Annotated in this window: 22 protein-coding genes and 3 rRNA genes; 5 read left to right on the top strand and 20 right to left on the bottom strand. The window is 66.6% G+C overall.

The features are described from left to right. Positions 1-368: 368 nt before the first annotated feature. Complete coding sequence (locus tag G6N49_RS08045) at positions 369-1,721, top strand: cytochrome P450 (RefSeq protein WP_011855864.1); 1,353 nt, start codon at positions 369-371, stop codon at positions 1,719-1,721. Here G6N49_RS08045 and G6N49_RS08040 read toward each other — a convergent pair. The 7 genes from G6N49_RS08040 to G6N49_RS08010 form a co-directional block, all read right to left on the bottom strand. Then, entirely contained in the window at positions 1,699-2,823 is a 1,125-nt protein-coding gene (locus G6N49_RS08040) for a methyltransferase (RefSeq protein ID WP_049771818.1), read from the bottom strand. The genes G6N49_RS08045 and G6N49_RS08040 overlap by 23 nt on opposite strands. A 97-nt stretch (positions 2,824-2,920) precedes the next feature. Beyond that, the gene (xerD, locus tag G6N49_RS08035; RefSeq protein WP_011855866.1) at positions 2,921-3,877 is read right to left on the bottom strand and encodes a site-specific tyrosine recombinase XerD; all 957 of its coding nucleotides are present in this window, start codon (positions 3,875-3,877) and stop codon (positions 2,921-2,923) included. Further along, positions 3,877-4,506 carry an NUDIX domain-containing protein gene (locus tag G6N49_RS08030; protein WP_011855867.1) on the bottom strand — a complete coding sequence of 210 codons (630 nt, stop codon included), beginning with the start codon at positions 4,504-4,506 and terminating at the stop codon, positions 3,877-3,879. The genes xerD and G6N49_RS08030 overlap by 1 nt, the downstream gene beginning before the upstream one ends. Further along, entirely contained in the window at positions 4,499-6,238 is a 1,740-nt protein-coding gene (locus tag G6N49_RS08025; protein WP_011855868.1) for a CTP synthase, read from the bottom strand. The genes G6N49_RS08030 and G6N49_RS08025 overlap by 8 nt, the downstream gene beginning before the upstream one ends. A gap of 125 nt (positions 6,239-6,363) precedes the next feature. Continuing rightward, positions 6,364-7,305 carry a copper transporter gene (locus tag G6N49_RS08020; RefSeq protein ID WP_011855869.1) on the bottom strand — a complete coding sequence of 314 codons (942 nt, stop codon included), beginning with the start codon at positions 7,303-7,305 and terminating at the stop codon, positions 6,364-6,366. A 9-nt stretch (positions 7,306-7,314) separates the two neighbouring features. Continuing rightward, positions 7,315-8,499 carry a putative cytokinetic ring protein SteA gene (steA, locus tag G6N49_RS08015; RefSeq protein WP_011855870.1) on the bottom strand — a complete coding sequence of 395 codons (1,185 nt, stop codon included), beginning with the start codon at positions 8,497-8,499 and terminating at the stop codon, positions 7,315-7,317. A 92-nt stretch (positions 8,500-8,591) separates the two neighbouring features. Continuing rightward, positions 8,592-8,969: a VOC family protein gene (locus G6N49_RS08010; protein ID WP_011855871.1), complete on the bottom strand. Its 378-nt coding sequence runs from the start codon at positions 8,967-8,969 to the stop codon at positions 8,592-8,594. A 72-nt stretch (positions 8,970-9,041) separates the two neighbouring features. Between G6N49_RS08010 and G6N49_RS08005 the strand changes: the two genes are divergently transcribed. Further along, positions 9,042-9,617: a TetR/AcrR family transcriptional regulator gene (locus tag G6N49_RS08005; protein WP_041925077.1), complete on the top strand. Its 576-nt coding sequence runs from the start codon at positions 9,042-9,044 to the stop codon at positions 9,615-9,617. Between the two features lie 3 nt (positions 9,618-9,620). On the opposite strand, the gene recN is transcribed toward G6N49_RS08005, so the two are convergent. The 11 genes from recN to G6N49_RS07950 all read right to left on the bottom strand — a co-directional run bounded on the left by recN (position 9,621) and on the right by G6N49_RS07950 (position 22,972). After that, a complete protein-coding gene (gene recN / locus G6N49_RS08000; RefSeq protein WP_011855873.1) occupies positions 9,621-11,384 on the bottom strand; it encodes a DNA repair protein RecN in 1,764 nt (587 codons plus the stop codon). A gap of 5 nt (positions 11,385-11,389) precedes the next feature. After that, positions 11,390-12,313: an NAD kinase gene (locus G6N49_RS07995; protein WP_011560343.1), complete on the bottom strand. Its 924-nt coding sequence runs from the start codon at positions 12,311-12,313 to the stop codon at positions 11,390-11,392. Further along, a complete protein-coding gene (locus G6N49_RS07990) occupies positions 12,310-13,119 on the bottom strand; it encodes a TlyA family RNA methyltransferase (protein WP_011560344.1) in 810 nt (269 codons plus the stop codon). Before G6N49_RS07990 ends, G6N49_RS07995 begins: the two co-directional genes overlap by 4 nt. A 6-nt stretch (positions 13,120-13,125) precedes the next feature. After that, positions 13,126-13,299 carry a hypothetical protein gene (locus tag G6N49_RS07985; RefSeq protein ID WP_165607539.1) on the bottom strand — a complete coding sequence of 58 codons (174 nt, stop codon included), beginning with the start codon at positions 13,297-13,299 and terminating at the stop codon, positions 13,126-13,128. Positions 13,300-13,312: 13 nt separating this feature from the next. Continuing rightward, positions 13,313-14,317: an HAD-IIA family hydrolase gene (locus tag G6N49_RS07980; protein WP_011855874.1), complete on the bottom strand. Its 1,005-nt coding sequence runs from the start codon at positions 14,315-14,317 to the stop codon at positions 13,313-13,315. A gap of 13 nt (positions 14,318-14,330) precedes the next feature. Beyond that, entirely contained in the window at positions 14,331-15,164 is an 834-nt protein-coding gene (locus G6N49_RS07975) for a tetratricopeptide repeat protein (protein WP_011855875.1), read from the bottom strand. Positions 15,165-15,284: 120 nt separating this feature from the next. Then, positions 15,285-15,399: ribosomal RNA gene (rrf, locus tag G6N49_RS07970) — 5S ribosomal RNA — on the bottom strand. A 136-nt stretch (positions 15,400-15,535) separates the two neighbouring features. Continuing rightward, positions 15,536-18,655, bottom strand: a 23S ribosomal RNA gene (locus tag G6N49_RS07965). A 431-nt stretch (positions 18,656-19,086) separates the two neighbouring features. Continuing rightward, positions 19,087-20,608: ribosomal RNA gene (locus G6N49_RS07960) — 16S ribosomal RNA — on the bottom strand. Together the 16S, 23S and 5S rRNA genes form the textbook arrangement of a ribosomal RNA operon. 396 nt (positions 20,609-21,004) lie before the next feature. After that, entirely contained in the window at positions 21,005-22,276 is a 1,272-nt protein-coding gene (gene tyrS / locus G6N49_RS07955; RefSeq protein ID WP_011855876.1) for a tyrosine--tRNA ligase, read from the bottom strand. Between the two features lie 27 nt (positions 22,277-22,303). Beyond that, positions 22,304-22,972, bottom strand: a complete 669-nt coding sequence (locus G6N49_RS07950) for a DNA-3-methyladenine glycosylase (protein WP_083045273.1) — start codon at positions 22,970-22,972, stop codon at positions 22,304-22,306. Positions 22,973-22,975: 3 nt separating this feature from the next. Here G6N49_RS07950 and G6N49_RS07945 point away from each other — a divergent pair, with 3 nt between their 5' ends. Genes G6N49_RS07945 through G6N49_RS07935 form a run of 3 tightly spaced genes read left to right on the top strand, consistent with a single transcriptional unit; the run spans position 22,976 to position 25,110 of the window. Next, positions 22,976-23,737, top strand: a complete 762-nt coding sequence (locus tag G6N49_RS07945; protein WP_011855878.1) for an ABC transporter ATP-binding protein — start codon at positions 22,976-22,978, stop codon at positions 23,735-23,737. Then, on the top strand, positions 23,665-24,489 hold the full coding sequence (locus G6N49_RS07940; protein WP_183497711.1) for an ABC transporter permease: 825 nt from the start codon (positions 23,665-23,667) through the stop codon (positions 24,487-24,489). The genes G6N49_RS07945 and G6N49_RS07940 overlap by 73 nt, the downstream gene beginning before the upstream one ends. A 6-nt stretch (positions 24,490-24,495) precedes the next feature. After that, positions 24,496-25,110 carry a TetR/AcrR family transcriptional regulator gene (locus G6N49_RS07935; RefSeq protein WP_011855880.1) on the top strand — a complete coding sequence of 205 codons (615 nt, stop codon included), beginning with the start codon at positions 24,496-24,498 and terminating at the stop codon, positions 25,108-25,110. Here the strand turns inward: G6N49_RS07935 and G6N49_RS07930 are convergent. After that, on the bottom strand, positions 25,107-25,313 hold the full coding sequence (locus tag G6N49_RS07930; RefSeq protein ID WP_011560353.1) for a Trm112 family protein: 207 nt from the start codon (positions 25,311-25,313) through the stop codon (positions 25,107-25,109). The two genes, G6N49_RS07935 and G6N49_RS07930, sit on opposite strands and share 4 nt — an antisense overlap. A 10-nt stretch (positions 25,314-25,323) precedes the next feature. After that, entirely contained in the window at positions 25,324-25,770 is a 447-nt protein-coding gene (locus tag G6N49_RS07925) for a hypothetical protein (protein ID WP_011560354.1), read from the bottom strand. Between the last annotated feature and the right edge of the window lie 30 nt (positions 25,771-25,800).

Here is a 25,800-nt window from a genome sequence, read left to right as displayed (position 1 = left end):
ACGGGAGCGGGACTCACGGGCGCAGTCTGTCTTGACACCGACGGCACCCGAACGGGAGGGTCCTTGCGTTCAAAACCAATCACTCGGTTGGCGGCGCTGCGACCAGCGAAAACGTACCGCGCCGCGGCTCCGCGCCCAACCGGCGTTCGAGCCCGCGATGCCGCACCCCGGAAACCAGGTCGCGCCGTAATACCCGGCTGCCCTACAGTCCGAAGCTCCACGATGGCGCCGAGCAGCAAAAATGAGAATTTCTCACCGGTGGCGCCCCGCAAAGCCGTCCCCGCCCCGTGCCACCCCATCGCCGAATTGACGCCGTCACAGCCGGCCGCCGAGGTGGCGGCGCGAGGCCGACGTGAGGCGGGTCCGTGGTGAGGACCCGATTCGCGCTCTCGCCGCCGGCGCTGGTGCGCGCCGCCTCGGCCGCAGCAGATCCGGTGGGTTTCTTCACCAACCGGGCCGCCGACCGGCGCCCGTTCGTCCTGCACTTCCCCGGACTCGGCCAGGTCGTGTTCCACGGCACCAGTCCCGCCGCACGGGACATTCTCGCCGCACCTTCGCATGCGTGCCGGGCGCCGTTGCCCAACCCGATCGAGCCGGTGGTCGGGCCCGCCTCGCTGATCCTGCTCTCGGGTGAGCGTCACCGCCGCGAACGCGCGCTGCTGACCCCGGCGCTGCACGGCGAACAGGTCAAGAGCTACGCCGAAATGATCGCCGCGGCGACGTCGGAACAGATCGGCGGCCTGCGCCCCGGGCAGTCGGTCGACGTCTACGACCTGGCCGTCGGGATCACCCTGGACGTCGCCATCCGCGTGGTGTTCGGCGTCACCGACCCGGCCCGGCGCACGCGGTACATCCAAGCGGTGAAGGATCTGCTCGCCGCCAACACCGCGCCGTTGATGCTCCTGCCCGCCCTGCGCCGCGACATCGCCGGCATCGGGCCATGGGCGAAACTGTTGCGGTTCCGCGACGACCTCGACCGGCTGCTCGCGGAGGACATGGCGTCGCGGAGTCGAGCGGACACGCCCGGCGGGGACATGCTCGACCTGCTGCTGTCGGCCACCGATGACGCCGGACAGGGGCACACCGACGCCGAGACGCTGGACCAGTTGCGAACCCTGCTGGCGGCCGGTCACGAGACCACCGCATCGTCGCTGACGTGGGCGCTCTACCACGTACACCGTGACGACGACGTGCGTGCCCGGCTGCACGCCGAATTGTCCACCTGCGCAACGGCTCTGGAGTTTGCCGCGCTGCCGTATCTGGGTGCGGTGATCAAGGAGACACTGAGGATGCACCCGCCGGTTCCGATCGTGCTCCGGCGACTGACCGAACCACTCACCGTCGACGGGGTGACCCATCCCGCCGGGCGGGTCGTCGGCGTCGCGCTCTACGCGCTGCACTTCAACCCGGACATCTGGTCCACACCCCACCGGTTCGATCCGGACCGGTTCCTGAGCCGGCGGCCCACCCCGTTCGAATACGCACCCTTCGGCGGCGGGTATCGGCGGTGCGTCGGGGCCGCGTTCGCGACGTCAGAACTCGCGGTGGCCCTTGGCACGATCCTCATTCACCTCGACCTGCGGATGTCTCAACGGGATTCGGCCGCACCTCCGCCGCGCAGCGTGGCCCGCGGTATCGCCGTCGCACCCGCAGGGCGAATCCGGCTGGAGGTGGCCGGACTGCGCGGCAGTGGTGGCATCAGCACGCCGTCGCCTCGATGAGCGACAGATGGGTGACCGTGGGAACGATGCGGTCCAGGTGGAAGCCCGTCTCGAACAACAGTGACGAGAACTCCGCGCGGGTACGTTCCCGGCCGCCGGCGAAGATCAGCATGTCGAGATCGAGGAGCTTGCCGAAGTGCATACCGTTGCCGGGCGGGATCACGGTCTCGACCAGCAGCAGGACGGCCCGCGGGGGCATCGCATCGCGGACCTGGCGGAGGATCTCGCGCGCGCGGTCGTCGCGCCAGTCATGGATGACGTGTTTGAGCACGTAGAGATCGCCGCCGCGGGGGACGTGGTCGAAGAACGATCCCGACTCGATCGTCGCGCGGTCGGTCAGGCCCGCGGAGCGCACGGTTTTCCTGGCCTGTTCAGCGAGTGCGGGCAGCTCCAAGAGCACACCCCGCGACGCAGTCGCGGCCTCGAGGATCGCCGTGAGCATGCGTCCGTCACCCCCGCCCACGTCGATGATGGTGCGAAAGCGTGAGAAGTCGTACACCGCGAGGACGGGAGGGATCGACATCGCCGTGACGCAGGTCATCGCGTCGTTGAACACCCGGGCGACCTCCGGGTCTTCATCCAGGCACTCGAAAAGCCCCTTGCCGTACTCGGTCTCGAGGCTGGTGCGGCCGGTGCGGACGACGTCGGTCAGTCTCCCGAAGTGCTCCCAGTAGAACGGGTGGCTCAACATGAGCAGCAACGGCCGGATGGAGACCGCCGCGTCGCTGCGCAAGGCCTGCGACAGCGCGGTCATCTCGAAACGGCCATCGCGGCGTTCGCGGAAGATCTGATGGGCCGCCAGCACCCGCATCAGCCGATGTACCGCGGTGGGGTCGGCATGCACCCTGTCGGCGATGTCCGCGGCGGTCATCGGCCCGTCGCACAGCACGTCGGCGACGCCCAGGCGCGCCGCGGCGTAGATCGTCTGTGCGACCGCGAAACCCATTGTGAGATCGAGAATTCCCGCGAACGGGGGCACGACCTTGAAGCGCACACGGTGCAGAGCGGTGCGCAACGTCTCGACGACGCGGGCCAATCTCGCAGGCGGCAACCGGACCGGCTTCGTCAGTGGGGCGTGTCCGGGATCGGGTCGGGATTCCACACGGTCACCTCCAATGAGCGCCCCGACCATAACTCCCGCACCTCACGGCGAAATGCCGTTTATCCGAGACGTCACACAACCGGACGCGACCGGTGGCTCACCGGGCCCGCGGATGCGCCCCCGCCCACACCTCGCGCAGCGCATGCACCGTCACCATGGTGTAGATCTGCGTCGTGGTCACCGAGGCGTGCCCGAGCAGTTCCTGGACGACGCGCACATCGGCGCCGCCGTCGAGCAGATGGGTCGCGAAGGAGTGCCGCAACGTGTGCGGCGACACCGCGGAGGTGATCCCGGCCCGGTCGGCGGCGTCCTGCAGCACCTGCCACGCGCTCTGGCGCGACAGCCGGCCCCCGCGCGCGTTGAGGAAGATCGCCGGCGTACCGCGGCCGCGGCGGGCCAGATCCGGCCGCCCCCGGACCAGGTAGGCGTCCAGCGCGCTCACCGCAGGCCTGCCGATCGGCACCAGCCGTTGCTTCCCGCCCTTACCGCGCAGCAGCACAGAGCGCGCATGGGTGTCGACGTCGTCGATGTCGAGGCCGACCGCTTCGGAGATCCGCGCGCCGGTCGAGTACAGCAGTTCGAGCAGTGCGCGGTTGCGCAGTGTGAGGGGGCCGTCGGCCTCGCTGTCACCTCCGGCGCCGTCGAGGAGTGCGAGAACTTCGTCGATCGACAGGCTCTTGGGCAACCGGCGCCCGGGGGTGGGCGGTTTGACCGCGCGGGCCACGTCGACATCGGTCAACCCCTCGGCGGTCGCGAAGCGGTGCAGACCTCGCACCGCGATCAGCGCCCGCGCCGCCGAGACCGCCGACAGCGCCTGGGCCCCCGTGTCGGGATCACCGCGCCGCAGGGCGACCAGGAAGTCGCTGACATCGGATTCGGTGACCTTCGCGAGGTCCTCGACCCCGCGGCCGGTGAGGTGCTCCGAATAGCGCCGCAGATCGCGGCGGTAAGAGCTCAGCGTGTTCGCGGCGACGCCGCGTTCGATGGTCAGATGGTCGAGGTAGCCCTGCAGCTGATCGTCGAGCGCCGACCGTCGAACAGCTGAGGGGGCCATCAGTGACCTTTCCGCCGGGCGAAGGCGCGTGGCCGGTCGGTCCACTCCGCGTCGACCGGACGCAGCGACTCGACACCGTGTGCTGACACGTCGAGGGCGTGCACCGCGAGGATGCCCGCCACCGCAATCGAATTGACGATCTCTCCGGACAGCACCATACGGACGGCCTCCGACAGCGGCACCCGCTTGACGATCAGGTCCGCCTCTTCGTCGTGGGCGTCGGGCCGGTCGATCTCGCTGATGTCCGTCGCGAGGAAGACCCGAACGCTCTCGTCGCTGAACCCGGGCGCGGAATCGAGGTCGACCAGGACCCGCCACTGCGCCGCCGACAGTCCCGCCTCTTCCTGCAGTTCACGTGCCGCGGTCACCTGCGGCGGCTCACCGCCCATGTCGAGCAGGCCCGCGGGCAGTTCCCACAGCCGACGGCCGAGCGGGTGACGGTACTGGTAGACCAACGCGATGTTGCCGTCGTCGTCGAGCGCGGCGATCGCCACCGCACCGTAGTGTTCGACGACCTCGCGGCGGGCGGTGCCGCCGCCCGGCATCCGCACCTCGTCGGCGCGCAGCGCGAAGATGTTGCCGACGTAGACGGTCTCGCTGGTGACGGTTTCGAAGTCGTGCTCAGCCACGGGAAGCGGGTTCTTGCAGCAGCTCCACCCCGTTGGACCGTTGCTCGGGAATCTCGACCGGCAACCGCTCGGCGGCCTTGTAGTCGAGCGCCGCGCCGATGAACGCGGCGAACAGCGGGTGCGGACGGGTGGGCCGGCTCTTGAGTTCGGGATGCGCCTGGGTGCCGACGAGGAACGGATGCTGCTCGGCGTCGTACTCGACGAACTCGACCAGATGTCCGTCGGGCGACGTGCCCGAGAAGCGCAGCCCACTCTCGGCGATGCGGTCGCGGTAGGCGTTGTTGACCTCGTAGCGGTGCCGGTGCCGTTCGGAGACCTCGGTCGCCTGGTAGGCCCGCGCGACGATCGAATCTTCCTCCAGCACAGCCGGATAGGCGCCCAACCGCATGGTGCCGCCCAGATCGGCCTCACCGGCCACGGCGTCACGCTGGTCGGCCATCGTCGAGATGACCGGGTCGGGGGTGGCCGGATCGAATTCGGCGGAGTTCGCTCCGGTGATGCCCACCGAGCGGGCCGCCTCGATCACGATGCACTGCAACCCGAGGCACAGCCCGAGCACCGGCAGGCCGCGCTTGCGGGCGTAGCTGATCGCGCCGATCTTGCCTTCGATACCGCGGATGCCGAACCCGCCGGGGATCAGCACCCCGTCGACGTCGGCAAGCGCCGCGGCCGCACCGCTGTCGAGTTCGCAGTCGTCGGAGGCCACCCACCGCATCTCGACCTTGGCGTGGTGGAAGAACCCGCCCGCACGCAGCGCCTCGGTCACCGACAGGTACGCATCGGAGAGGTCGATGTACTTGCCCACCAGCGCGATCCGGACCGTCTCGTGCGGTTCGTGCACCCGCTTGAGCAGGTCGTTCCACTGGGTCCAGTCCACGTCGCGGAACGGCAGGTTCAACCGGCGCACCACGTAGGCGTCGAGTTCCTCACGGTGGAGCACCTTGGGGATGTCGTAGATCGACGGTGCGTCCGGCGTCGAGATGACCCCGTCGATGTCGACGTCGCACATCAGCGCGATCTTGTTCTTCAGCGCCTCGGGCACGTCCCGGTCGCAGCGCAGGATCAGGGCGTCCGGCTGGATGCCGATGCTGCGCAGTGCGGCGACCGAATGCTGCGTGGGTTTGGTCTTGAGCTCACCCGACGGCGCCATGTAGGGCACCAGTGAGCAGTGCAGGAAGAAGCAGTTCTCGCGGCCGACCTCGTGGCGCACCTGGCGCGCGGCCTCCAGGAAGGGCAGGGATTCGATGTCGCCGACCGTGCCGCCGACTTCGGTGATCACCACGTCCGGACGGTTGCCGTGCTCGTCCGGCGCGGCCATCGCGACGATGCGGCTCTTGATCTCGTCGGTGATGTGCGGGATCACCTGCACGGTGTCACCGAGGTACTCCCCGCGGCGTTCCTTGGCGATCACCGACGAATAGATCTGCCCCGTGGTGACGTTCGCGGACCCCGACAGGTTCCGGTCGAGGAAGCGTTCGTAGTGCCCGACGTCGAGGTCGGTCTCGGCGCCGTCCTCGGTGACGAACACCTCACCGTGCTGGAACGGGTTCATGGTGCCGGGGTCGACGTTGAGATAGGGGTCGAGCTTCTGCATCGTCACCTGCAGGCCCCTGGCAGTCAACAACTGTCCGAGGCTCGAGCCCGTCAGACCCTTGCCCAGGGAGGAGACGACGCCGCCCGTGACGAAGAGGTGCTTTGTGGCCGTTTGCGGATGCTTGCGTAGCGCGGGCAAGAACAACCTCCGTGACGACGGGCAGGGCTTACTTTTCTAGGCTTGCTCCTAGCTTTGGGGCCTGCCGACCCACGGAACCCCACCCTAACACCGACTCCGACAGGTCGTCGGTGGCGCGCCGGGCCTCACTGGGCGATCGTGACCGCGCCCGCCCCCTGACCGACTCCGTACTGGCCCGGCCGGGCACCGCCGATCAGATCGGCCAGTGCGAGCACCGAGGTGATCCGTCCCGATTCGGTGTCCACGTCATCGACGGTGCTCACCGCTGCGGTCAATGCCGGATCCGATCTGGTCACCGCGACCGCGCCGGTCCCCGAGGCGGACCCGTCCCGGCCCACCAGGACGGTGCCCGACCCGTGTTTGGCCAGTCCGGCCGCGAACCGAGCCACCGTGGCACCGCGGTTGCCCGCATCGTCGCCGAGGGCGCCGCCGGTCACGATCAGCGCCGTGTTCGCCGCGCCGACGGGATCGGTGCCGAAGGTGAGGAAGCCGGTGTCACGCAGGGCGGTCAACACGGTGTCGCGTTCCGCGTCGCTCACGACCGGTGCGGCGGGGTCCTTGTTGAGCAGCAACGCGATACCGAGCAGATCCCCGGCCTGTGAACCCTGATCCACCGCGGCGGTGCTCAGTTGCTTCCCGGCCGGCACGATCGGCGAATTCACCACCGACAGAAGCTTTTCCGCGGAGTTGGCGTCCACGAACTCCTGGGTGAGCGTGACCGTACCGCTGACCGTGCCGCCGGCCTGTCCGACCGACCGGGTCAGCGCGTCCACGTCGTCGTCGGCGGCATCGGGTGTGCGGAACAGGACCACCGACTTGCCGCCGAGCGTGTCGCGTAACACGCGCGGGGCGATCTGCGCATCGAACTCCCCTGCGGCGCTGAGCCTTTGATTCAGTCCGTTCTTCTCGTCGGTGAGGCTGTTGATCTGGTTCTGCAGATCCTGTTTGTCGTCCTGCAATCCGGACAACACCGTGTTCGACAGCAGTCCCGATCCCAGCGCGACGCCGATGGCCAACGCCAGGAAGACCGCCGCCAGCGAGATCGCATGTGCGCGCAGGGATATCACCGTGACTGCCTAACTGACCAGACCCTGGGCCCACAGCACGAGCTGGTTCCAGTACTGCTGGATCCACTCGATGACCGCGGCATCTGCGCGCGAGACCCACAGTGCGGCGATCACCGCAACCAGCATCGCCAGGATCAGCAACGCGATGGCGCCACCGGAGACCCGGCTGCGGTACAGCGTGGCAACGGCTTTCGCGTCGACGAGCTTCTCCCCCACCTTGAGGCGGGTCAGGAACGTCGACGGGTTGCTGCGCTGGCGGTTGCGGTCGAAGAACTCCTCGATGCTGGCGGTGTGACCGACCGTGACGATCAGCGATGCGCCATGGTGATCGCACAGCAGCAGGGCGAGGTCGGCGGCCGATCCCGCCGCCGGGAACGTCATCGCCCCCACGCCGAGGTCCTGGATGCGCTCCAGACCTGCGGCGTGCCCGTCGGCGTCGGCAGGCAGCACCACCTGGGCGCCGCTGCGCAGCACCTCGGCGCTCATCCGGTCGGGATCGCCGACGATGAGCGCGGGACGGTAGCCCGCCTTGCGCAGGATGTCCGCGCCCGTGCCGACGCCGACCAGCACGGGCTGGTACTCCTTGATGAACGGTTTGAGCGCCTTGAGATCTTCGGCGGCGTGCGGTTCCTCCGCGACGATGACCACGTGGCGGCGGTTGAGGTCGACGTCGATGTCCGGGATGCCGATGCCGTCGATGAGCAGCGGGCTCTCGCTGCGGATGAACTCGATGGTGTTGCCCGCGAATGCCTCGAGGTGCGCGACCAGCCCGCTCTTGGCCTCGTGCATCAACTCGTGGATCTCCTGGTCGGTGCGCTCGGAGCCCGCGATCAGGCGCCGGTCACCGGAGTAGACGCCGCCGTTGTGCAGTCGCACCCGGTGGCCGTCCTTGACCTTCTTGAAGACCTCGGGGCCGGTTTCGTCGATCAGCGCGATCCCGTTGGCCACCAGCACCTCCGGCCCGAGGTTGGGGTAGCGCCCGGAGATCGACGGGGACGCATTGACCACGCCTGCCACCCGCGCCTCGACCAGAGCGTCGGCGGTGATCCGGTCGAGATCGAGCGCGTCGATGACCACGATGTCACCGGGGCCGATACGCCGCAGCAGGCGATCGATGTCGCGGTCCACGCGAGCGGTGCCGGTGATTCCCGGCCGTGAACTGGCATTACGGGTGAGCAGCGCTGACATCTTCATGTCGGCGATTCTGTCGGCGAACCCTCAAGTAGAGGTGGAGGCGCGCCGTAACACCTGCCTCATTTGTCACAGGAGCAACAGCGGTCAGCCGGTCAGCCGTTCTCGAACAACTCCACGATGTTGCCAGACGGATCGAGTGCGAGCGCCTGCCTGCCGCCGCGGCCGGTGATGATGCCGCCGCGGAAGCCGACTCCCTGCCGGCGCAGATCGTCGACGACCGCCTCGAGGTCGTCCACCTGGATCTGGAAGCGGTTCCAGCCGCCTGGCTCCGGGCTCTGATCGGCAGCGGGCGAATGACCGGCGCCGCCACCCCCGCCGGGCGAGTTGAGCAGGAGCCGCAGATTGTCACGGGCAACCAACGCGAAACCCGGACCGGGCTTCATCAGGACGTCGAAGTCGAAGTGGCGGGAGTAGAAATCGACCGCCCGGTTCACGTCGTCAACGATGTAGCGGACACGTATGGCGCTCATCGTCGCACCTCCTCGAACTTGTGAAACACTTATGTATTGTTACGCTACACCAATGTCCCAAAAAGGAAAGGGGTGCACGTGACCGAGCGGCCGCCGGATCCCCGTGTCGACCACTCGCGACGAATCATCTGTAGCGCCGCACTCGAGGAGTTCGCCGCATCCGGCTACGCCGGCTTCCGAATGGACGCGGTGGCGACCCGCGCCGGCGTCGGTCGGAGCACGGTCTACCGACACTGGAAGAACAAGGGCGCGTTGATCGTCGATGCGCTGCGCACACTGAACACGCAGCCCGACCCCGCCCGGGACCTCCCCACCGTCAGCGCCCGGCAGCAGGTCGAACTCCTGCTCGGTCACCTGGCGTCGGCGTTGTCCGACTCCGCGGTGTCGTCGGTGATCCCTGCGCTGATCCACGCCGCCGACCACGACCCCGACCTGCGCGAGCATCTGCACGCGTACTCGGCCCAGCGCCGCCGGCGCCTGACCGACACGATCGCGAGCGCCGTATCCGCAGGCGAGGTGCGGGCGGTGGATCCGGAGGTCGCCTCGGTGCTGCTCTCGGGCGCCGTCTTCTACCGCATCCTGATGACCGCCGAAGCGCCGGATCCGGGGGACATCACCGCCCTCGTCGACACCGTCCTCGCGCGCTGACGGTCAGTCGGTTTCGGCGGCCTCCGCCCGCGCGGCGTCGAGCAGCTCCCGGGCATGGGCCCTGCCGCTGTCGGACTCACCGAGGCCGGCCAGCATGCGGGCCAGCTCGGCGACCCGGTCGTCGTCGTCGATGCGGCGCACGCCACTGGCCTTGCCGCGCCCGCTGCTGTCGACCACCAGATGCGCGTCGGCGTACGCGGCGACCTGGGGAAGATGGGTGACGACGATGACCTGATGGGTGCGGGCCAGACGGGCCAGGCGCCGACCGATCTGTACGGCGGCACGCCCCCCGACCCCGGCGTCGACTTCGTCGAACACCATGGTGGTGCCCTCCGCCGACGCCGCCAGCACGACCTCGATCGCGAGCATCACCCGCGACAGCTCGCCGCCCGATGCGCTCTTCGACAGCGGCAGCACATCGGTCCCGCGGTGTGCGGCGAAGCCGAAGTCGACGGCGTCGACACCGTCGTGGCCGGCGTGTACGACGACGCCGTCCGGCAGGGTCAACGGCGCCGAGTCGTCGGCGCGCACGGCGAGCGGTGCGACGCCGACCGTGAACTCCGCCCCGGCCATCGCCAGACCGGACAGTTCGGCGGTCACCGCCTTGGCCAGACCCTTCGCCGCCTTGAGCCGGGCCTTGGTCAGATCGGCCGCGGCGGCGACGACCTGTGCTTGCAGCTCGCCGACCCGCCGCTCCAGACCGGCCAGCGCCTCCTCCGACACGTCGAGCTGATCCAGGCGTTCTCGCGACTCCCGCGCCCAGGCCAGCACCCCGTCGATGTCGGCGGCGTACTTGCGTGTCAAGGTGCGCAGTTCGGCCTGCCGCGCCAGCTTGTTCTCCAGGGTGCTCGCGTCGGTGGGCAGCGCGCCGAGGTAGTCGCCGAGCTCACCGGCCACGTCGCCGATCACGGCGACCGCGTCGGCGAGTTGGGCGCCCAGCGACCGCAGGGTGGCGTCGTCGGTTCCGTCGAGGGCCGACTTCGCCTGCGCGGCAAGGTTCGCCGCGGACATCGCGTCCCCGGTGGGGTCGTCGTCGGCGCCGGTCAACGCCGCCCGCGCGGTCAGCGCGGCCTCACGCAGCGCGTCGAGTTCCGACAGTCTCCGGATGTCGTCGACGAGGGCGTCGTCCTCCCCCGGCGACGGATCGACGTTGTCGATCTCGGTCAGACCGAACTTCAGCCGGTCGGCCTCCTGGGCGAGTTCCCGCTCGCGTCTGCGCCGGTCGGTCAGATCGCGGCGCGCGGCGAGCCATTCGTCCCTCGCCGCGCGGTAGCGGCGCAGCGGTTTGTCGACGGCGGCGAACCGGTCGAGCGCCGCGCGCTGCTCGTCCGGGCGCATCAGGCGCAACTGGTCGTTCTGGCCGTGCAGTGTGAGCAGTTCGGTGGTGAAGTTGCTCAGCGACTTGGCCGGTACGCTGCGGCCCCCGAGATAGGCCCGCGACGGCCCGTCCTTGCTGACCGACCGGGCGGCGATGATGCTGCCGTCGTCGTCGCGCTCCGCGCCGGACGATTCGAGGAGGTCGTCGACGCGGCGCGCGACGCCGTCACCGAGGTCGGAGGTCAGGAAGCGGCCCTCGACGACGGCGCGCTCGGAGCCCGACCGGACGCGGTTGGGGTCTGCGCGGGCCCCGCCGAGGAGATGGAGCCCGGTGACGACCATGGTCTTGCCTGCCCCGGTCTCGCCGGTGAGCACGGTCAGACCACGGTCGAATTCGGCGGTGGCGGCGCTGATCGCGCCGAGGGACTCGATGCGGATTTCGGACAGCACGGGCGCTACTGCCCCCGCCATCCGGTGACGGGCAGCCGGAACTTGCGCACCAGCCGGTCGGTGAACGGTGCGCTGTCGAGCCGTACCCATTTCAGCGGTGTGCCGCAGCGGGTCACCTCCAGCCGGCCACCGGCCGGCACCACCATCTCCCGCCGGCCGTCGCAGAACACCAGGGCGTCATGCCCGCTCGCCTCGATCTCGATCGCGATCGTGGCGTCCGGGCTGGTCACCATCGGCCGCGCGAACAGGGCGTGGGCGTTGTTGGGCACCACCAGGATCGCCTCGAGGTCCGGCCACAGCACCGGCCCGCCGGCGGAGAACGCGTAAGCGGTGGACCCGGTCGGCGTCGACACCAGCACACCGTCGCAGCCGAACGCCGACACCGGGCGGCCGTCGATCTCCACGACCACGCCGAGCACCCCCAGGCGCGGCCCCTTCTCCAGGCTGGCCTCGTTGAGCGCCCAGCCCCGGGTGAGGAGCTCCCCTTCCGCGCGCACCGCCACGTCGAGGGTCATCCTCTCCTCGACGCGGTAGTCGCGGCGGACGACGTGTTCGAGTACGCGGTCGATGGCTTCCGCCTCGGCCTCGGCGAGGAAACCGATCCGCCCGAGGTTCACCCCCAGCACCGGGATCTCGACGTTGCGCGCGAGTTCGGCGGCGCGCAGGAAGGTGCCGTCGCCGCCGAGAACCAGCACCAGCTCGCAGCCTTCGGCGGCCCGTTCGTCGGCGTCGACGACGTCGATGTCGACGCCGATCGCGCGCATATCGTCGGGCGACAGGTGCACCGGGCCCCGGTCGACCGCCTCGGCGGCGAGCACCCGAAGACCAATGTCGTTGTCGCCCAACATCTTCTGCACCCGTCGGGCCACATCGGTGGCATCCTCGCGTCCCGTGTGAACCACCAGCAGGATGGTGCGTTCAGACGTCATTGCGGTCCTTCCGTGACGGCGCGCCGCACCGCCTGCTCGAGATCGTCGCCGCGCAGTCCGCGGTCCGTGCGGGCGCGTAACCACAAGAAGTACTCGACGTTGCCCGACGGGCCCGGCAGCGGGCTCGCCGTCGCACCGACCGTCTCCCAGCCGAGCCCGGCGGCCTTGGCGGCCACGGACAGCACCGACTCCGCACGCAATTCGGGTTCCGAGACGACGCCACCGGCGCCGACCCGGTCCTTCCCGACCTCGAACTGCGGCTTCACCATGGGAACGATATCGGCGTCGGGCGACGCGCATGCGGTCAGCGCGGGCAGAACCGTCGCCAGGGAGATAAACGACAGGTCCGCCACGACGAGGTCGACAGGACCGCCGATCATCTCCGGGGTGAGTTCGCGCACGTTGGTGCGTTCGACGACCACCACCCGCTCATCCGAGCGCAGCGACCACGCCAGTTGGCCGTATCCGACGTCGACGGCGACGACTTCGCGGGCGCCGCGGTCGAGCAGGACCTCGGTGAAACCCCCGGTCGACGCCCCGGCATCGAGTCCGCGCCGATCCGCGACGTCGATGTCGAAGGCGTCGAGGGCGCCGATGAGTTTGTGCGCGCCCCGCGACACCCAGGACCGTTCGTCCGCGGTGTCGACGGCGATATGGGCGGTGACGGCGACCGCGGTCGCCGGTTTGGCCGCCGGCATACCGTCGACGGTCACCCGGCCTGCGCCGATGAGCTCGGCGGCCTGCTGACGCGACCGGGCCAACCCCCGTCGCACCAACTCGGCGTCGACCCGTGCGCGCCGCGTCACGAGCGCTCAGCCCTTCTCGACCGCCGCCAGCGCCTGCACGAGCAGATCGTGCGCCTCCTCCAAGCGCGCGGCGACGGTGTCGATATCGCAGTCGGCGAGGTCACCGGCGTGGTCCGGTTCCGGCAGGTCAGCGAGCAGGGCCGCGACCCGGGTGCGAAGCTGATCGGGGTCGTTACTCATGTCGACCGCCACGCTAGTCGATCACGGCGGTGAGCAGCGACCACCGTCGCAGCGCGGCGGCCGCAGTGTCGTCACCCGCGCGGACCGCGAACGGCGTGCCCGCCAGGTCCGCCTGCCACACCACGTGGGCCGTCGCACGCAGCACCGAGAGGTCGTCCCCGCGGTCGGCGCCGTCGGCGTGGACGGTCACGTCCGTGTCATCGACCTCGATGCGCCAGCCGGGGTGCGGACCGACCCGCAGGTCGTCGGCCGGTGCGTCCAGGGAGCGCAGATCCTCGGCGATGTAGTCGGGCCGCTCCTGGGGCACCGCACGCAGCACCTCGTCGGCGGTGCTGACACCGCTGAGCACCATCAGGCTCGGCAACGACGCCGCGTTGGCGCCGGCGATGTCGGTGTCCAGACGGTCACCGACCACCAGCGGTGTGTGAAAGTCGCCCCGGCTCAACGCATCCCGCATCAGCGTCGGCTGCGGCTTGCCGGCGACCTGAGGTTCGCGGGCGGTCGCGGCCTGCAGGGCGGCGACCATCGAACCGTTGCCCGGCAACAGTCCCCGCTCGGACGGCAGGGTCAGATCGACATTCGCCGCCACCCACAGGGCGCCGGCGCGCAGGGCCAGCGCCGCCTCGGCGAGGTCCGCCCACGCCGTCTCCGGGTTGTGGCCCTGCACGACGGCGGCAGGATCGTCGGCGAACTGCCGGACGGGCTGCAGTCCCACGAGGTCGACCTCGGCCGCCAACGCCTCGGTGCCCACGACCAACACCCGCGCCCCAGCGGGAAGTTGGGCGGCGAGCAGGTGCGCTGCGCTCTGGGCGCTGGTCACCACGTCGGCGGCGTCCGCGTCGAACCCCAACTCGACGAGGTGGCCTGCGACGTCGCCCGGGCTGCGTGAGGCGTTGTTGGTGACGTAGAGGACCCGCGCGCTCAGCGCGGCGAGGCTCTCGACGGCTCCGGTGGTCGGTTCGTGGCCGCGGAACACTGTGCCATCGAGATCGAGGAGCAGGCAATCATGTTGCTGCACAAGGCCTGTCACGTCAGCTGAGTTCCGTGATCCGGTCCTCGGCGTCGGTGACGCCCTCCACGTCGGCGGCCGCGGCATTGAGGAACCACTGCAGGGCGTCCTGTGTGCGGCCGAGCGCGAGGAGCGTGTCGGCGTAGACGTAGAACAGCCGCGCCGCGGTCGGGCCGCGCCGCGACGGGTCCAGTGGGGGCGTCGACAACACTGCGAGCGCCTGCTCGAGTTGGCCGAGGTCCGACCGGGCGCCGGCGACCACGATCTTGAGTTCGTCGGCGTCGTCGCCGCTGAGCTGATCGGCTTCGGGGCCACGCGCCAGTTCGATCGCCCGTTCCGGGCGCCCGACTCCGCGTTCACAGTCGGCGATCAACGGCAACAGCGGCGACTTGCTGCCCATACGGCGGGCCGCCCGCAGTTCGGCCAACGCCTGTGCCCAGTCACCGCAGTGGTAGGCGGCGATCCCCACCGCCTCCCGCACAGCGGCGATCCGGCCGGATCGGGCGCGGGCAGCTCGGGCATGGGCCAGCGCCGCTTCGGGATCTTCGTCGAGCAGTTCGCCCGCGGCGACGAGGTGCCGCGCGACGGCGTCGGCGGTATGGCGGTCCAAAGTCGTGAGTTCACCGCGGATTTCGGGAGCCAATTGCTTGGCCTCGATCTCCGGCGGGATGACGGGACCGTCGAACCGTGGTGTGTCCGAACCGCTTCGGGGTTGCGTCGAGCGGGCCCGGTTCGGCCCCGAGTTCCGCGGCGCGGCACGCTGATCGCGGGGGCGACGAGGCGCGCTCGCATTCGACGTCCGTCGCGGCCGACGTTCGTCGCGTCCACCCGACTGCCTGTCCTCGCTCACGTACACCTCTCGCTGTCGCCCCGCCGACGCGAGTTTACGTGCCGGCGAGAATTGGCGACAATTCGCGTCTTATAGAAAAAGACCTCGGCCCTCCGATTGTGGTCGGAGGGCCGAGGTGTAAAGGGTGTTCGGCGGTGTCCTACTTTTCCACCCGTGGTGGGTAGTATCATCGGCGCTGGCAGGCTTAGCTTCCGGGTTCGGGATGGGACCGGGCGTTTCCCTGCCGCTATGGACCGCCGTAACTTTATTTTCACTCGTTTCTGAGTGCCCCCACAGGTGGTGTGGGGGAAGTGTTTTTTGGTGGTGGGGTGTGAATCGTGTCCGATTCTGGTGTGGATGCGTGGTTGCGAGGCGTTTGTGTGCACACATTTTGTGGTGTGTGTAAGTTTTCGGCCGGTTAGTGCCAGTTCCCTGCACACATTGCTGTGCTTCTAGGTCTGGTCTATCGATCCCGTGGTCTGCGGGGGGCCTTATCCCACTTAAATGGGTGAGAAGCCTGGTCTTGGAGGGGGTTTCCCGCTTAGATGCTTTCAGCGGTTATCCTGTCCGAACGTGGCTATCCAGCGGTGCCCCTGGTGGGACAACTGGTGTACCAGAGGTTCGTCCGTCCCGGTCCTCTCGTACTAGGGACAGATTTCCTCAAGCTTCTGACGCGCGCGGCGGATAGAGACCGAACTGTCTCACGACGTTCTAAACCCAGCTCGCGTGCCGCTTTAATGGGCGAACAGCCCAACCCTTGGGACCTGCTCCAGCCCCAGGATGCGACGAGCCGACATCGAGGTGCCAAACCATCCCGTCGATATGGACTCTTGGGGAAGATCAGCCTGTTATCCCCGGGGTACCTTTTATCCGTTGAGCGACACCCCTTCCACTCAGAGGTGCCGGATCACTAGTCCCGACTTTCGTCCCTGCTCGACATGTACGTCTCGCAGTCAAGCTCCCTTGTGCACTTACACTCAACACCTGATTGCCGTCCAGGTTGAGGGAACCTTTGGGCGCCTCCGTTACATTTTAGGAGGCAACCGCCCCAGTTAAACTACCCACCAGGCACTGTCCCTGAACCGGATATACGGTTCGAAGTTAGAAGCCCAATACGATCAGAGTGGTATTTCAACAACGACTCCACAACCACTGGCGTGGCCGCTTCACAGTCTCCCACCTATCCTACACAAACCGAACCGAACTCCAATACCAAGTTGTAGTGAAGGTCCGGGTCTTTTCGTCCTGCCGCGCGTAACGAGCATCTTTACTCGTAATGCAATTTCGCCGAGTCTATGGTTGAGACAGTTGAGAAGTCGTTACGCCATTCGTGCAGGTCGGAACTTACCCGACAAGGAATTTCGCTACCTTAGGATGGTTATAGTTACCACCGCCGTTTACTGGGGCTTAAATTCTCAGCTTCACCCCGAAGGGTTAACCGGTCCTCTTAACCTTCCAGCACCGGGCAGGCGTCAGTCCGTATACATCGTCTTGCGACTTCGCACGGACCTGTGTTTTTAGTAAACAGTCGCTTCTCACTGGTTTGTGCCACCCCCTCCCGCTGCCCCGGGTAAACCGGTTGACGGTATGGAGGTCCCCCTTCTCCCGAAGTTACGGGGGCATTTTGCCGAGTTCCTTAACCATAGTTCACTCGTACGCCTTGGTATTCTCTACCTGACCACCTGTGTCGGTTTGGGGTACGGGCCGTGTGTGCACTCGCTAGAGGCTTTTCTTGGCAGCATAGGATCACCGAATTCGCCTCAATCGGCTATGCATCACCTCTCAGGATATGTGACATCCGGATTTGCCTAGATGTCTCCCTACAGGCTTACCCCAGTACAACCACTGACTGGTACGGCTACCTTCCTGCGTCACCCCATCGCTTGACTACTACCAACGAAGGTCCCGCGCAGCCCCACAATCCCTCACCCCGAAGGGATCGGTGACCGTGGTTTTGGGCGGTTAGTACCGCTGATTCATCAGGGACGCTCACACACGGGTACGGGAATATCAACCCGTTGTCCATCGACTACGCCTGTCGGCCTCGCCTTAGGTCCCGACTCACCCTGGGCGGACTGGCCTGGCCCAGGAACCCTTGGTCTTTCGGCGGGCAAGGTTCTCACTTGCCTTATCGCTACTCATGCCTGCATTCTCACTCCCACACCCTCCACAGCTAGATCACTCTGCTGCTTCACCGGATGCAGGACGCTCCCCTACCCAACCAGACATATATCTGATTGCCGCGGCTTCGGCGGTGTGCTTGAGCCCCGCTACATTATCGGCGCACAATCACTTGACCAGTGAGCTATTACGCACTCTTTCAAGGGTGGCTGCTTCTAAGCCAACCTCCTGGTTGTCTTCGCGACTGCACATCCTTTTCCACTTAGCACACGCTTAGGGGCCTTAGCCGGCGATCTGGGCTGTTTACCCTCTCGACGCACGGAGCTTATCCCCCGCCGTCTCACTGCCACACTCTCACTTGTCGGCATTCGGAGTTTGGCTGACGTCAGTAACCTTGTGAGGCCCATCGGCCATCCAGTAGCTCTACCTCCAACAAGAAGCATGCAACGCTGCACCTAAATGCATTTCGGGAGAACCAGCTATCACGGAGTTTGATTGGCCTTTCACCCCTACCCACAGCTCATCCCCTCAGTCTTCAACCTAAGTGGGTTCGGGCCTCCACGACGTCTTACCGTCGCTTCACCCTGGCCATGGGTAGATCACTCCGCTTCGGGTCCAGAACACACCACTACACCACACACTGTTGTGTGGATACGCCCTATTCAGACTCGCTTTCGCTACGGCTACCCCACCCGGGTTAACCTCGCGACATGTCCCTGACTCGCAGGCTCATTCTTCAAAAGGCACGCCATCACCCCACGACAAGTCGAGGGCTCTGACGGATTGTAGGCACACGGTTTCAGGTACTCTTTCACTCCTCCCGGGTACTTTTCACCATTCCCTCACGGTACTAATCCGCTATCGGTCACTGGGAAGTATTCAGGCTTACCGGGTGGTCCCGGCAGATTCACAGCAGATTCCACGGGCCCGCTGCTACTCGGGGACACATCACTACAGAGCACGTGTTTTCACCTACGGGACTCTCACCCTCTACGGTCGGCCATCCCAAACCAGTTCGACTAACACGAGCTTTTCTCACTGCAGCCCAGACCGGCAGATCTGAGAACAATGCACCCCACAACACCGCACACACAACCCCTGCCGGGTATCACATGTGCACGGTTTAGCCATCCTCCGCTTTCGCTCGCCACTACTCACGGAATCACTTTTGTTTTCTCTTCCTACGGGTACTGAGATGTTTCACTTCCCCGCGTTCCCCCCCGACACCTATGTATTCAGTGCCGGGTGACACGACATCACTCGTGCCGGGTTTCCCCATTCGGACATCCTCGGATCCACGCTCGGTTGGCAGCTCCCCGAGGCATATCGCAGCCTCCCACGTCCTTCATCGGCTCCCAGTGCCAAGGCATCCACCATGCGCCCTTAAACACTTACAACACAAAACCAAAAAATGAGTCAAAAAAAGAAATTGCATACAAACAGATGACCAACCCACACCAACACACCCACCCCCACAAAAAGAGGGGTGAGCCCATTCGCGCAAGCCGCCATCTAGATGCTCGCAACCACTATCCACAAATCAAACACCACACCCCACCACCAAAGCAGGGCAGCAACACAAACCCCCGAACCAACGCTCGAGAGCCGGCACCCACCCCCACAAGGGAGTGAGCCCGCGGGCCTGTTGCCTCAGGACCCAACAGTGTGTCTGGCAATCCTTCGCATCAACCGGTTTCCCTCCGGCCAACACACGTTTGTTGTGCACCAGACCCGCCCCCACTACAGAGACAGGCCATCTTCACGAATCGCTCAACTCACCGAACCCCCACACGATGTGGGCGGGGCCAAGTCTCGTGGTGCTCCTTAGAAAGGAGGTGATCCAGCCGCACCTTCCGGTACGGCTACCTTGTTACGACTTCGTCCCAATCGCCGATCCCACCTTCGACGGCTCCCTCCCACAAGGGGTTAGGCCACCGGCTTCGGGTGTTACCGACTTTCATGACGTGACGGGCGGTGTGTACAAGGCCCGGGAACGTATTCACCGCAGCGTTGCTGATCTGCGATTACTAGCGACTCCGACTTCACGGGGTCGAGTTGCAGACCCCGATCCGAACTGAGACCGGCTTTGAAAGGATTCGCTCCACCTCACGGCATCGCAGCCCTTTGTACCGGCCATTGTAGCATGTGTGAAGCCCTGGACATAAGGGGCATGATGACTTGACGTCATCCCCACCTTCCTCCGAGTTGACCCCGGCAGTCTCTCACGAGTCCCCACCATAACGTGCTGGCAACATGAGACAAGGGTTGCGCTCGTTGCGGGACTTAACCCAACATCTCACGACACGAGCTGACGACAGCCATGCACCACCTGCACACAGGCCACAAGGGAACTGATATCTCTACCAGCGTCCTGTGCATGTCAAACCCAGGTAAGGTTCTTCGCGTTGCATCGAATTAATCCACATGCTCCGCCGCTTGTGCGGGCCCCCGTCAATTTCTTTGAGTTTTAGCCTTGCGGCCGTACTCCCCAGGCGGGGTACTTAATGCGTTAGCTACGGCACGGATCCCAAGGAAGGAAACCCACACCTAGTACCCACCGTTTACGGCGTGGACTACCAGGGTATCTAATCCTGTTCGCTCCCCACGCTTTCGCTCCTCAGCGTCAGTTACTGCCCAGAGACCCGCCTTCGCCACCGGTGTTCCTCCTGATATCTGCGCATTCCACCGCTACACCAGGAATTCCAGTCTCCCCTGCAGTACTCAAGTCTGCCCGTATCGCCCGCACGCCGAGGGTTAAGCCCCCGGTTTTCACGAACAACGCGACAAACCACCTACGAGCTCTTTACGCCCAGTAATTCCGGACAACGCTCGGACCCTACGTATTACCGCGGCTGCTGGCACGTAGTTGGCCGGTCCTTCTTCTGTAGGTACCGTCACTTGCGCTTCGTCCCTACTGAAAGAGGTTTACAACCCGAAGGCCGTCATCCCCCACGCGGCGTCGCTGCATCAGGCTTGCGCCCATTGTGCAATATTCCCCACTGCTGCCTCCCGTAGGAGTCTGGGCCGTATCTCAGTCCCAGTGTGGCCGGTCACCCTCTCAGGCCGGCTACCCGTCGTCGCCTTGGTGAGCCGTAACCTCACCAACAAGCTGATAGGCCGCGGGCCCATCCCACACCGCAAAAGCTTTCCCCCACCAGGCCATGCGACCAGCAGGGTGTATTCGGTATTAGACCCAGTTTCCCAGGCTTATCCCAAAGTGCAGGGCAGATCACCCACGTGTTACTCACCCGTTCGCCACTCGAGTACCCCGAAGGGCCTTTCCGTTCGACTTGCATGTGTTAAGCACGCCGCCAGCGTTCGTCCTGAGCCAGAATCAAACTCTCCAAACAAAACCCAAAAAGGCCATTCAGAAAAATCTGATCAAACAACAAGACACCAAAAACTGGCATCCAAAAACAACCACACCCCTAAACGGGAAAAAGAGGCGCGGCCAAAACAAAAACAACAAACAAAAACCACCAAACACACTATTGAGTTCTCAAACAACACACCCGCCCGACCCGCGCAGCGATCCCGCGGCGAAAAGCCGCGTAATCGTAGTGCGGACGGTCAGGAACCCACCGAAGTGAGTGTCCCTCTGGGAGTCTGCCGCGCTCCCCGGCCCGGAGGCCGTGTCGCGGCGACGTGGAATAAGTTACGTCAGTGGAAACTCGGAGTCAAATCCCCAGCTAGAAGCGGGTTTTCGGCTCATTTCGGCGGACGCACAGTCGTACGGCCGTGCCAGATCATCGAACGCGCTGCACGCCGGCGATATTCCGCTTGCCGCGGCGCAGGACCAACCACCTGCCGTGCAGGAAGTCCGAGGCCTGCGGGGTCCACTCGTCGCTGTCGATCTTCACGTTGTTCACCGAGACCCCGCCCTCGGCGATGGTCCTGCGCGCGGCGCCCTTACTCGCCGACAGGCCGGTGGCGACCAGCAGATCGGTGATGAGATCCGGCCCGCTCGGGGTGAGTTCGGCCACCGACGCCTCACGCAGCGCCGCGGCCAGGGTCGGTTCGTCGAGCGCGGCGAGCTCACCGCGGCCGAACAGCGCCTGGCTGGCGTGCTCCACCGACCGGGTCGCATCCTCGCCGTGGACCAGCGTGGTCAGCTCGCGGGCGAGGCGCCGCTGGGCGGTGCGCTGGTGAGGTCGATCACGGGTCGCCTCCTCGAGCTCCCCCAACTCGCCGGCCTCGAGGAACGTGAACCACCGCAGGTAGTTGACGACGTCGGCGTCGGCGGTGTTGATGAAGTACTGGTACCAGGCGTACGGCGTGGTCATCTCCGGGTCGAGCCACAGGTTCCCACCCCCGGTCGACTTCCCGAACTTCTTGCCCTCCGAGTCGGTGACCAGCGGGGTCGTCATCGCGTGGACGGTGTCGCCCAGTTTCTGGCGCACCAACCGGACCCCGGCCACGATGTTGCCCCACTGATCGGAACCGCCGATCTGCAGCGCGCAGCCGTGGCGTTTCCGCAACTGCACATAGTCGTTGGCCTGCAACAGCATGTAGCTGAACTCGGTGTAGGAGATCCCTTCTCCCTCCAGGCGCCGCCGGACGGTGTCGCGGTCGAGCATCACATTCACCGAGAAGTACTTGCCCACGTCACGGAGGAATTCGATCGTCGACAACGCGCCGGTCCAGGAGAGGTTGTTCTCGACGATCGCGCCGGTGGGCGATTCGTCGAACTCCACGAACCGCTCGAGCTGACCCCGGATCCGGTCCGCCCAGTCGGCGACCGTGTCGGCGGTCTGCAGTGTGCGCTCCCCCGTGTCCCGCGGGTCGCCGATCATTCCGGTGGCCCCGCCGGCCAGCACGATCGGCCGGTGACCGGCCTGCTGAAAACGGCGCAGCGTCAGCAGTGGCACGAGATGTCCGGCATGCAGGCTGGGCGCAGTGGGGTCGAAGCCGGAGTACAGCGTCATCGGACCGGCGGCCAGTTCGGCCGCCAGTGCGTCCCGGTCGGTCGATTGCGCGATCAGCCCGCGCCAGTCCAACTCGTCGAGAATGCTGCTCATGCCTCGATCTTTCCGTACGCGCCGAGATCAGTCGCTGCCGCCCGGTGCCGGAGCTCGCGGGCTGCGCCGGTAGGCCGACACCTCCGGCCGGCCGGCCAACCACAGTCGCCACGGCCGGTCGGCGGCCTTGCTCACCCCGACCCGGGGCCCGGCGATGCACGGCTGTGCCTCACCCAGCCTTAGGTGGACGGGGCTGTCCTCGGCGAACACATCGATTCCGTTGTCCGCCATCGTGATTCCCAGCGCCGCGCACAGGTTTCCCGGACCCCTGGCAAACGCCGACTCACGCACCGCCTCGCCGCGACGGCGCTGTACGACGTCATGACCCGATTCGATGACAGCCGCGCGCAGCAGCACGGCGGCCGCCACCCCGTCGTCGGCGCAGGCCACGTTCGCGCAGACGTGAATGCCGTGGCTGCGGTAGGTGTAGAGCCTGCCTGCGGGGCCGAACATCACCTGATTCCGCGGGCCGGGACCGCGGTACGAGTGGGCGGCGGCGTCCGGCCACGGCCCGTCGGGTGGGCCGCCGTATGCCTCGACCTCGACGACCGTCGCGCTGACGCCGCGGCAGGTCAGTACCGCACCGAGCAACCGACGGGCCGCCGTGAGGGGGTCGACCCGCAGCAGCTCCACACTCACCGCAGCGATTCTGCCCCGCCCTCTTGACCCCGCCGACCGCGGGGGAGAAATATTCATCACATGATGACTTCATCGGATGATGAATTGATCGACGCCGCCGCGGTCGACATCCGGGATCTGCGGGTGGTGCGCGGCAATCGGGTGGCGCTGGACAGGGTGTCGGTCCAGGTGGCCCGTGGCGCCATCACCGGCATCCTGGGGCCGTCCGGCTGCGGTAAGACCACGTTGATGCGCTCGGTGGTCGGCACCCAGATCATCGCCGCGGGGTCGGTCACCGTGCTGGGAAGACCTGCCGGATCCGCGGAACTGCGCCATCGCGTCGGCTATGTCACGCAGGACGCCACCATCTACAACGACCTGCGCGTGATCGACAACGTCCGGTACTTCGCGGCGCTCTACGGCACCGGCGGTCAGGCCGCGGACGAAGCCGTCGACGCCGTCGGGCTAGCCGACCACCGCTCCGAATTCGGCGCCAACCTGTCGGGCGGTCAGCGCACCCGGGCGTCGCTGGCGTGCGTGCTCGTCGCCCACCCCGAACTCCTGGTGCTCGACGAACCGACCGTCGGCCTGGACCCGGTGCTGCGCGTCGACCTGTGGCAGCAGTTCGACGAGCTGGCCCGCGGCGGCACGACCCTGCTGGTGTCGAGCCACGTCATGGACGAGGCGGACCACTGCGGCGATCTGATCCTGCTACGCGAGGGCCGCCTGCTCGCCCACTCCACCCCGGAACAACTGCGGAAGGACACGGGATGCACGTCACTGGAGGAAGCGTTTCTGTCCGTCATCCGGCGCAGCACCGCAGCCGGAGTCGCCACCGGCTGAGCCCTCAGGCGTACCTCGCCACCACCGGCCGGATCCTGCGTCAACTGCGCGCCGACCACCGCAGCGTCGCGATGATCCTGCTCGTACCGAGCGTGATCATCACCTTGATCTACTTCATGTTCGCCGACGTACCGCATGCACCCGGCACGCCGTCACCGTTCACCAACGCCTGTCTGATCATGCTCGGGGTGTTTCCGCTCATCGTGATGTTCCTCATCACGTCGATCACCATGCAGCGGGAACGGGTGTCGGGAACGCTCGAGCGGATCCTGGCCACTCCCCTGCGCCGGGCCGATCTACTCGCCGCCTACGGCACCGCCTTCTCGCTCGCGGCGGCGGCCCAGGCCAGCCTGGCGTGCGTGGTCGCGTTCTGGTTTCTGGGCTTCGAGACCGCGGGCAGCCCGCTTCTGGTGATCGGCATCGCCATCGTCAATGCCGTGCTCGGCGTGGGGCTCGGGCTTCTGTGCAGCGCCTTCGCCCGCACCGAGTTCCAGGCGGTCCAGTTCATGCCGCTGGTCATCGCCCCCCAGCTGCTGTTGTGCGGAATCATCGTGCCGCGCAACGCCCTGCCCGAATGGCTGCAGTGGGTCAGCAACGTCATGCCGGCCAGCTACGCACTGGAGGCGCTGCGGGAGGTGAGCGCACACCCGGAACCGACGGCGACCGCGGTGCGGGACATCACGATCGTGGTGGCTTTCGCGGTGGTGGCCATGTTCCTGGCCGCGGCCACGCTGCGACGAAGGACACCGTAGGAATTCGTGACGACCAACGCTGAGCGGAAACGTCCCGGGCGCCCGCCGGGGACGTCCGACAATCGCGACCGGATACTCCACACTGCACGGGCGCTGTTCGCCCGCAACGGGATCGACAAGACCTCGATCCGCGCGATCGCGGCAGGCGCGGGTGTGGACCCGGCGCTGGTGCACCACTATTTCGGCACCAAACAGCAGCTGTTCGTCGCGGCGATCCAGGCGCCGATCGACCCGATGACGGTGATCGGACCGCTGCGCGACGTGCCCGTCGAGCGACTCGGCTACGTGCTGCCGACGATCCTGCTGCCGATCTGGGATTCGGAGTTGGGCCATGGCTTCATCGCCACGCTGCGATCACTGCTCGCCGGCTCGGAGGTCGGCCTGCTCCGCACGTTCTTCCAGGAGATCATCGCCGCGGAGATCGGCCCGCGCGTGGACGATCCCCCGGGCAGCGGGCGGGTGCGGGTGCAGTTCGTCGCCTCGCAGCTGCTGGGCGTGGTGATGGCGCGTTACATCCTCGAACTGGAGCCGTTCGCCTCCCTGCCGGTCGAGCAGATCGCCGAGACGATCGGCCCGAACCTGCAGCGCTATCTCACCGGTGACGTGCCGGGGCCGGCCTAGGACTCCGCGCGGTCGAGCAGTCGCTGATGTTCGGCGTCGTCGGTGACGGCGACCGCTTCGTCGACGAGCAGGACCGGGATCCCGTCGTCGATGCGGTAACCCTGGCGCAACCGCGGGTTGTACAACATCTCGTCGCCCACCAGCAGCAGCGGGCCACGATCCTGTGGGCAGACCAGGATCGCCCGCAACTTCTCGTCCAGCACGGTCGACCGGCTAGTCGTAGGGGTTGATGTCGTATTCGGGCCCGACCCAGGGGTTCTCGTCACCTGGCGGCACCCATGCCGGGGCCTTGACCGCCGGGCCGCCACCGCCGGACAGCTGCGACTGCATCTGCACCTTGCGCTGGTAGGCCACAGTCGACTTCAGCGCGTCGAGCAGCCGGGTCTGGTTGGGCAGGAAGTCCCAACCCTCCTGCAGCGCTGCGAGGTTCTCCTGCGAGGGCCGGAAGCCCTGCGCGCGCAGATTGATCGACTGTTCGGCGAACACCGAGATCTGACCGCCGCCTGCGCCCTGCATGTACTTGGCGCCGATCTGATCGAGAACGTCGGCCTGCGAGGCGGGTGCGGTCACCAGCATCGCTGCGGCCAGCGCACCGCTGGCGAGCGTGCCGGTCAGGGCGCGACGCCAGCCCGAACGGTTCTTCCGGCTCTGCGAATTCATCAATCCTCCAGTCGAAGCGACGCCAGCGGG

It is taken from the genome of Mycolicibacterium monacense (assembly GCF_010731575.1).
Taxonomy (GTDB): Bacteria; Actinomycetota; Actinomycetes; order Mycobacteriales; family Mycobacteriaceae; genus Mycobacterium; species Mycobacterium monacense.
This window is presented reverse-complemented; position numbering and strand designations above follow the sequence as displayed.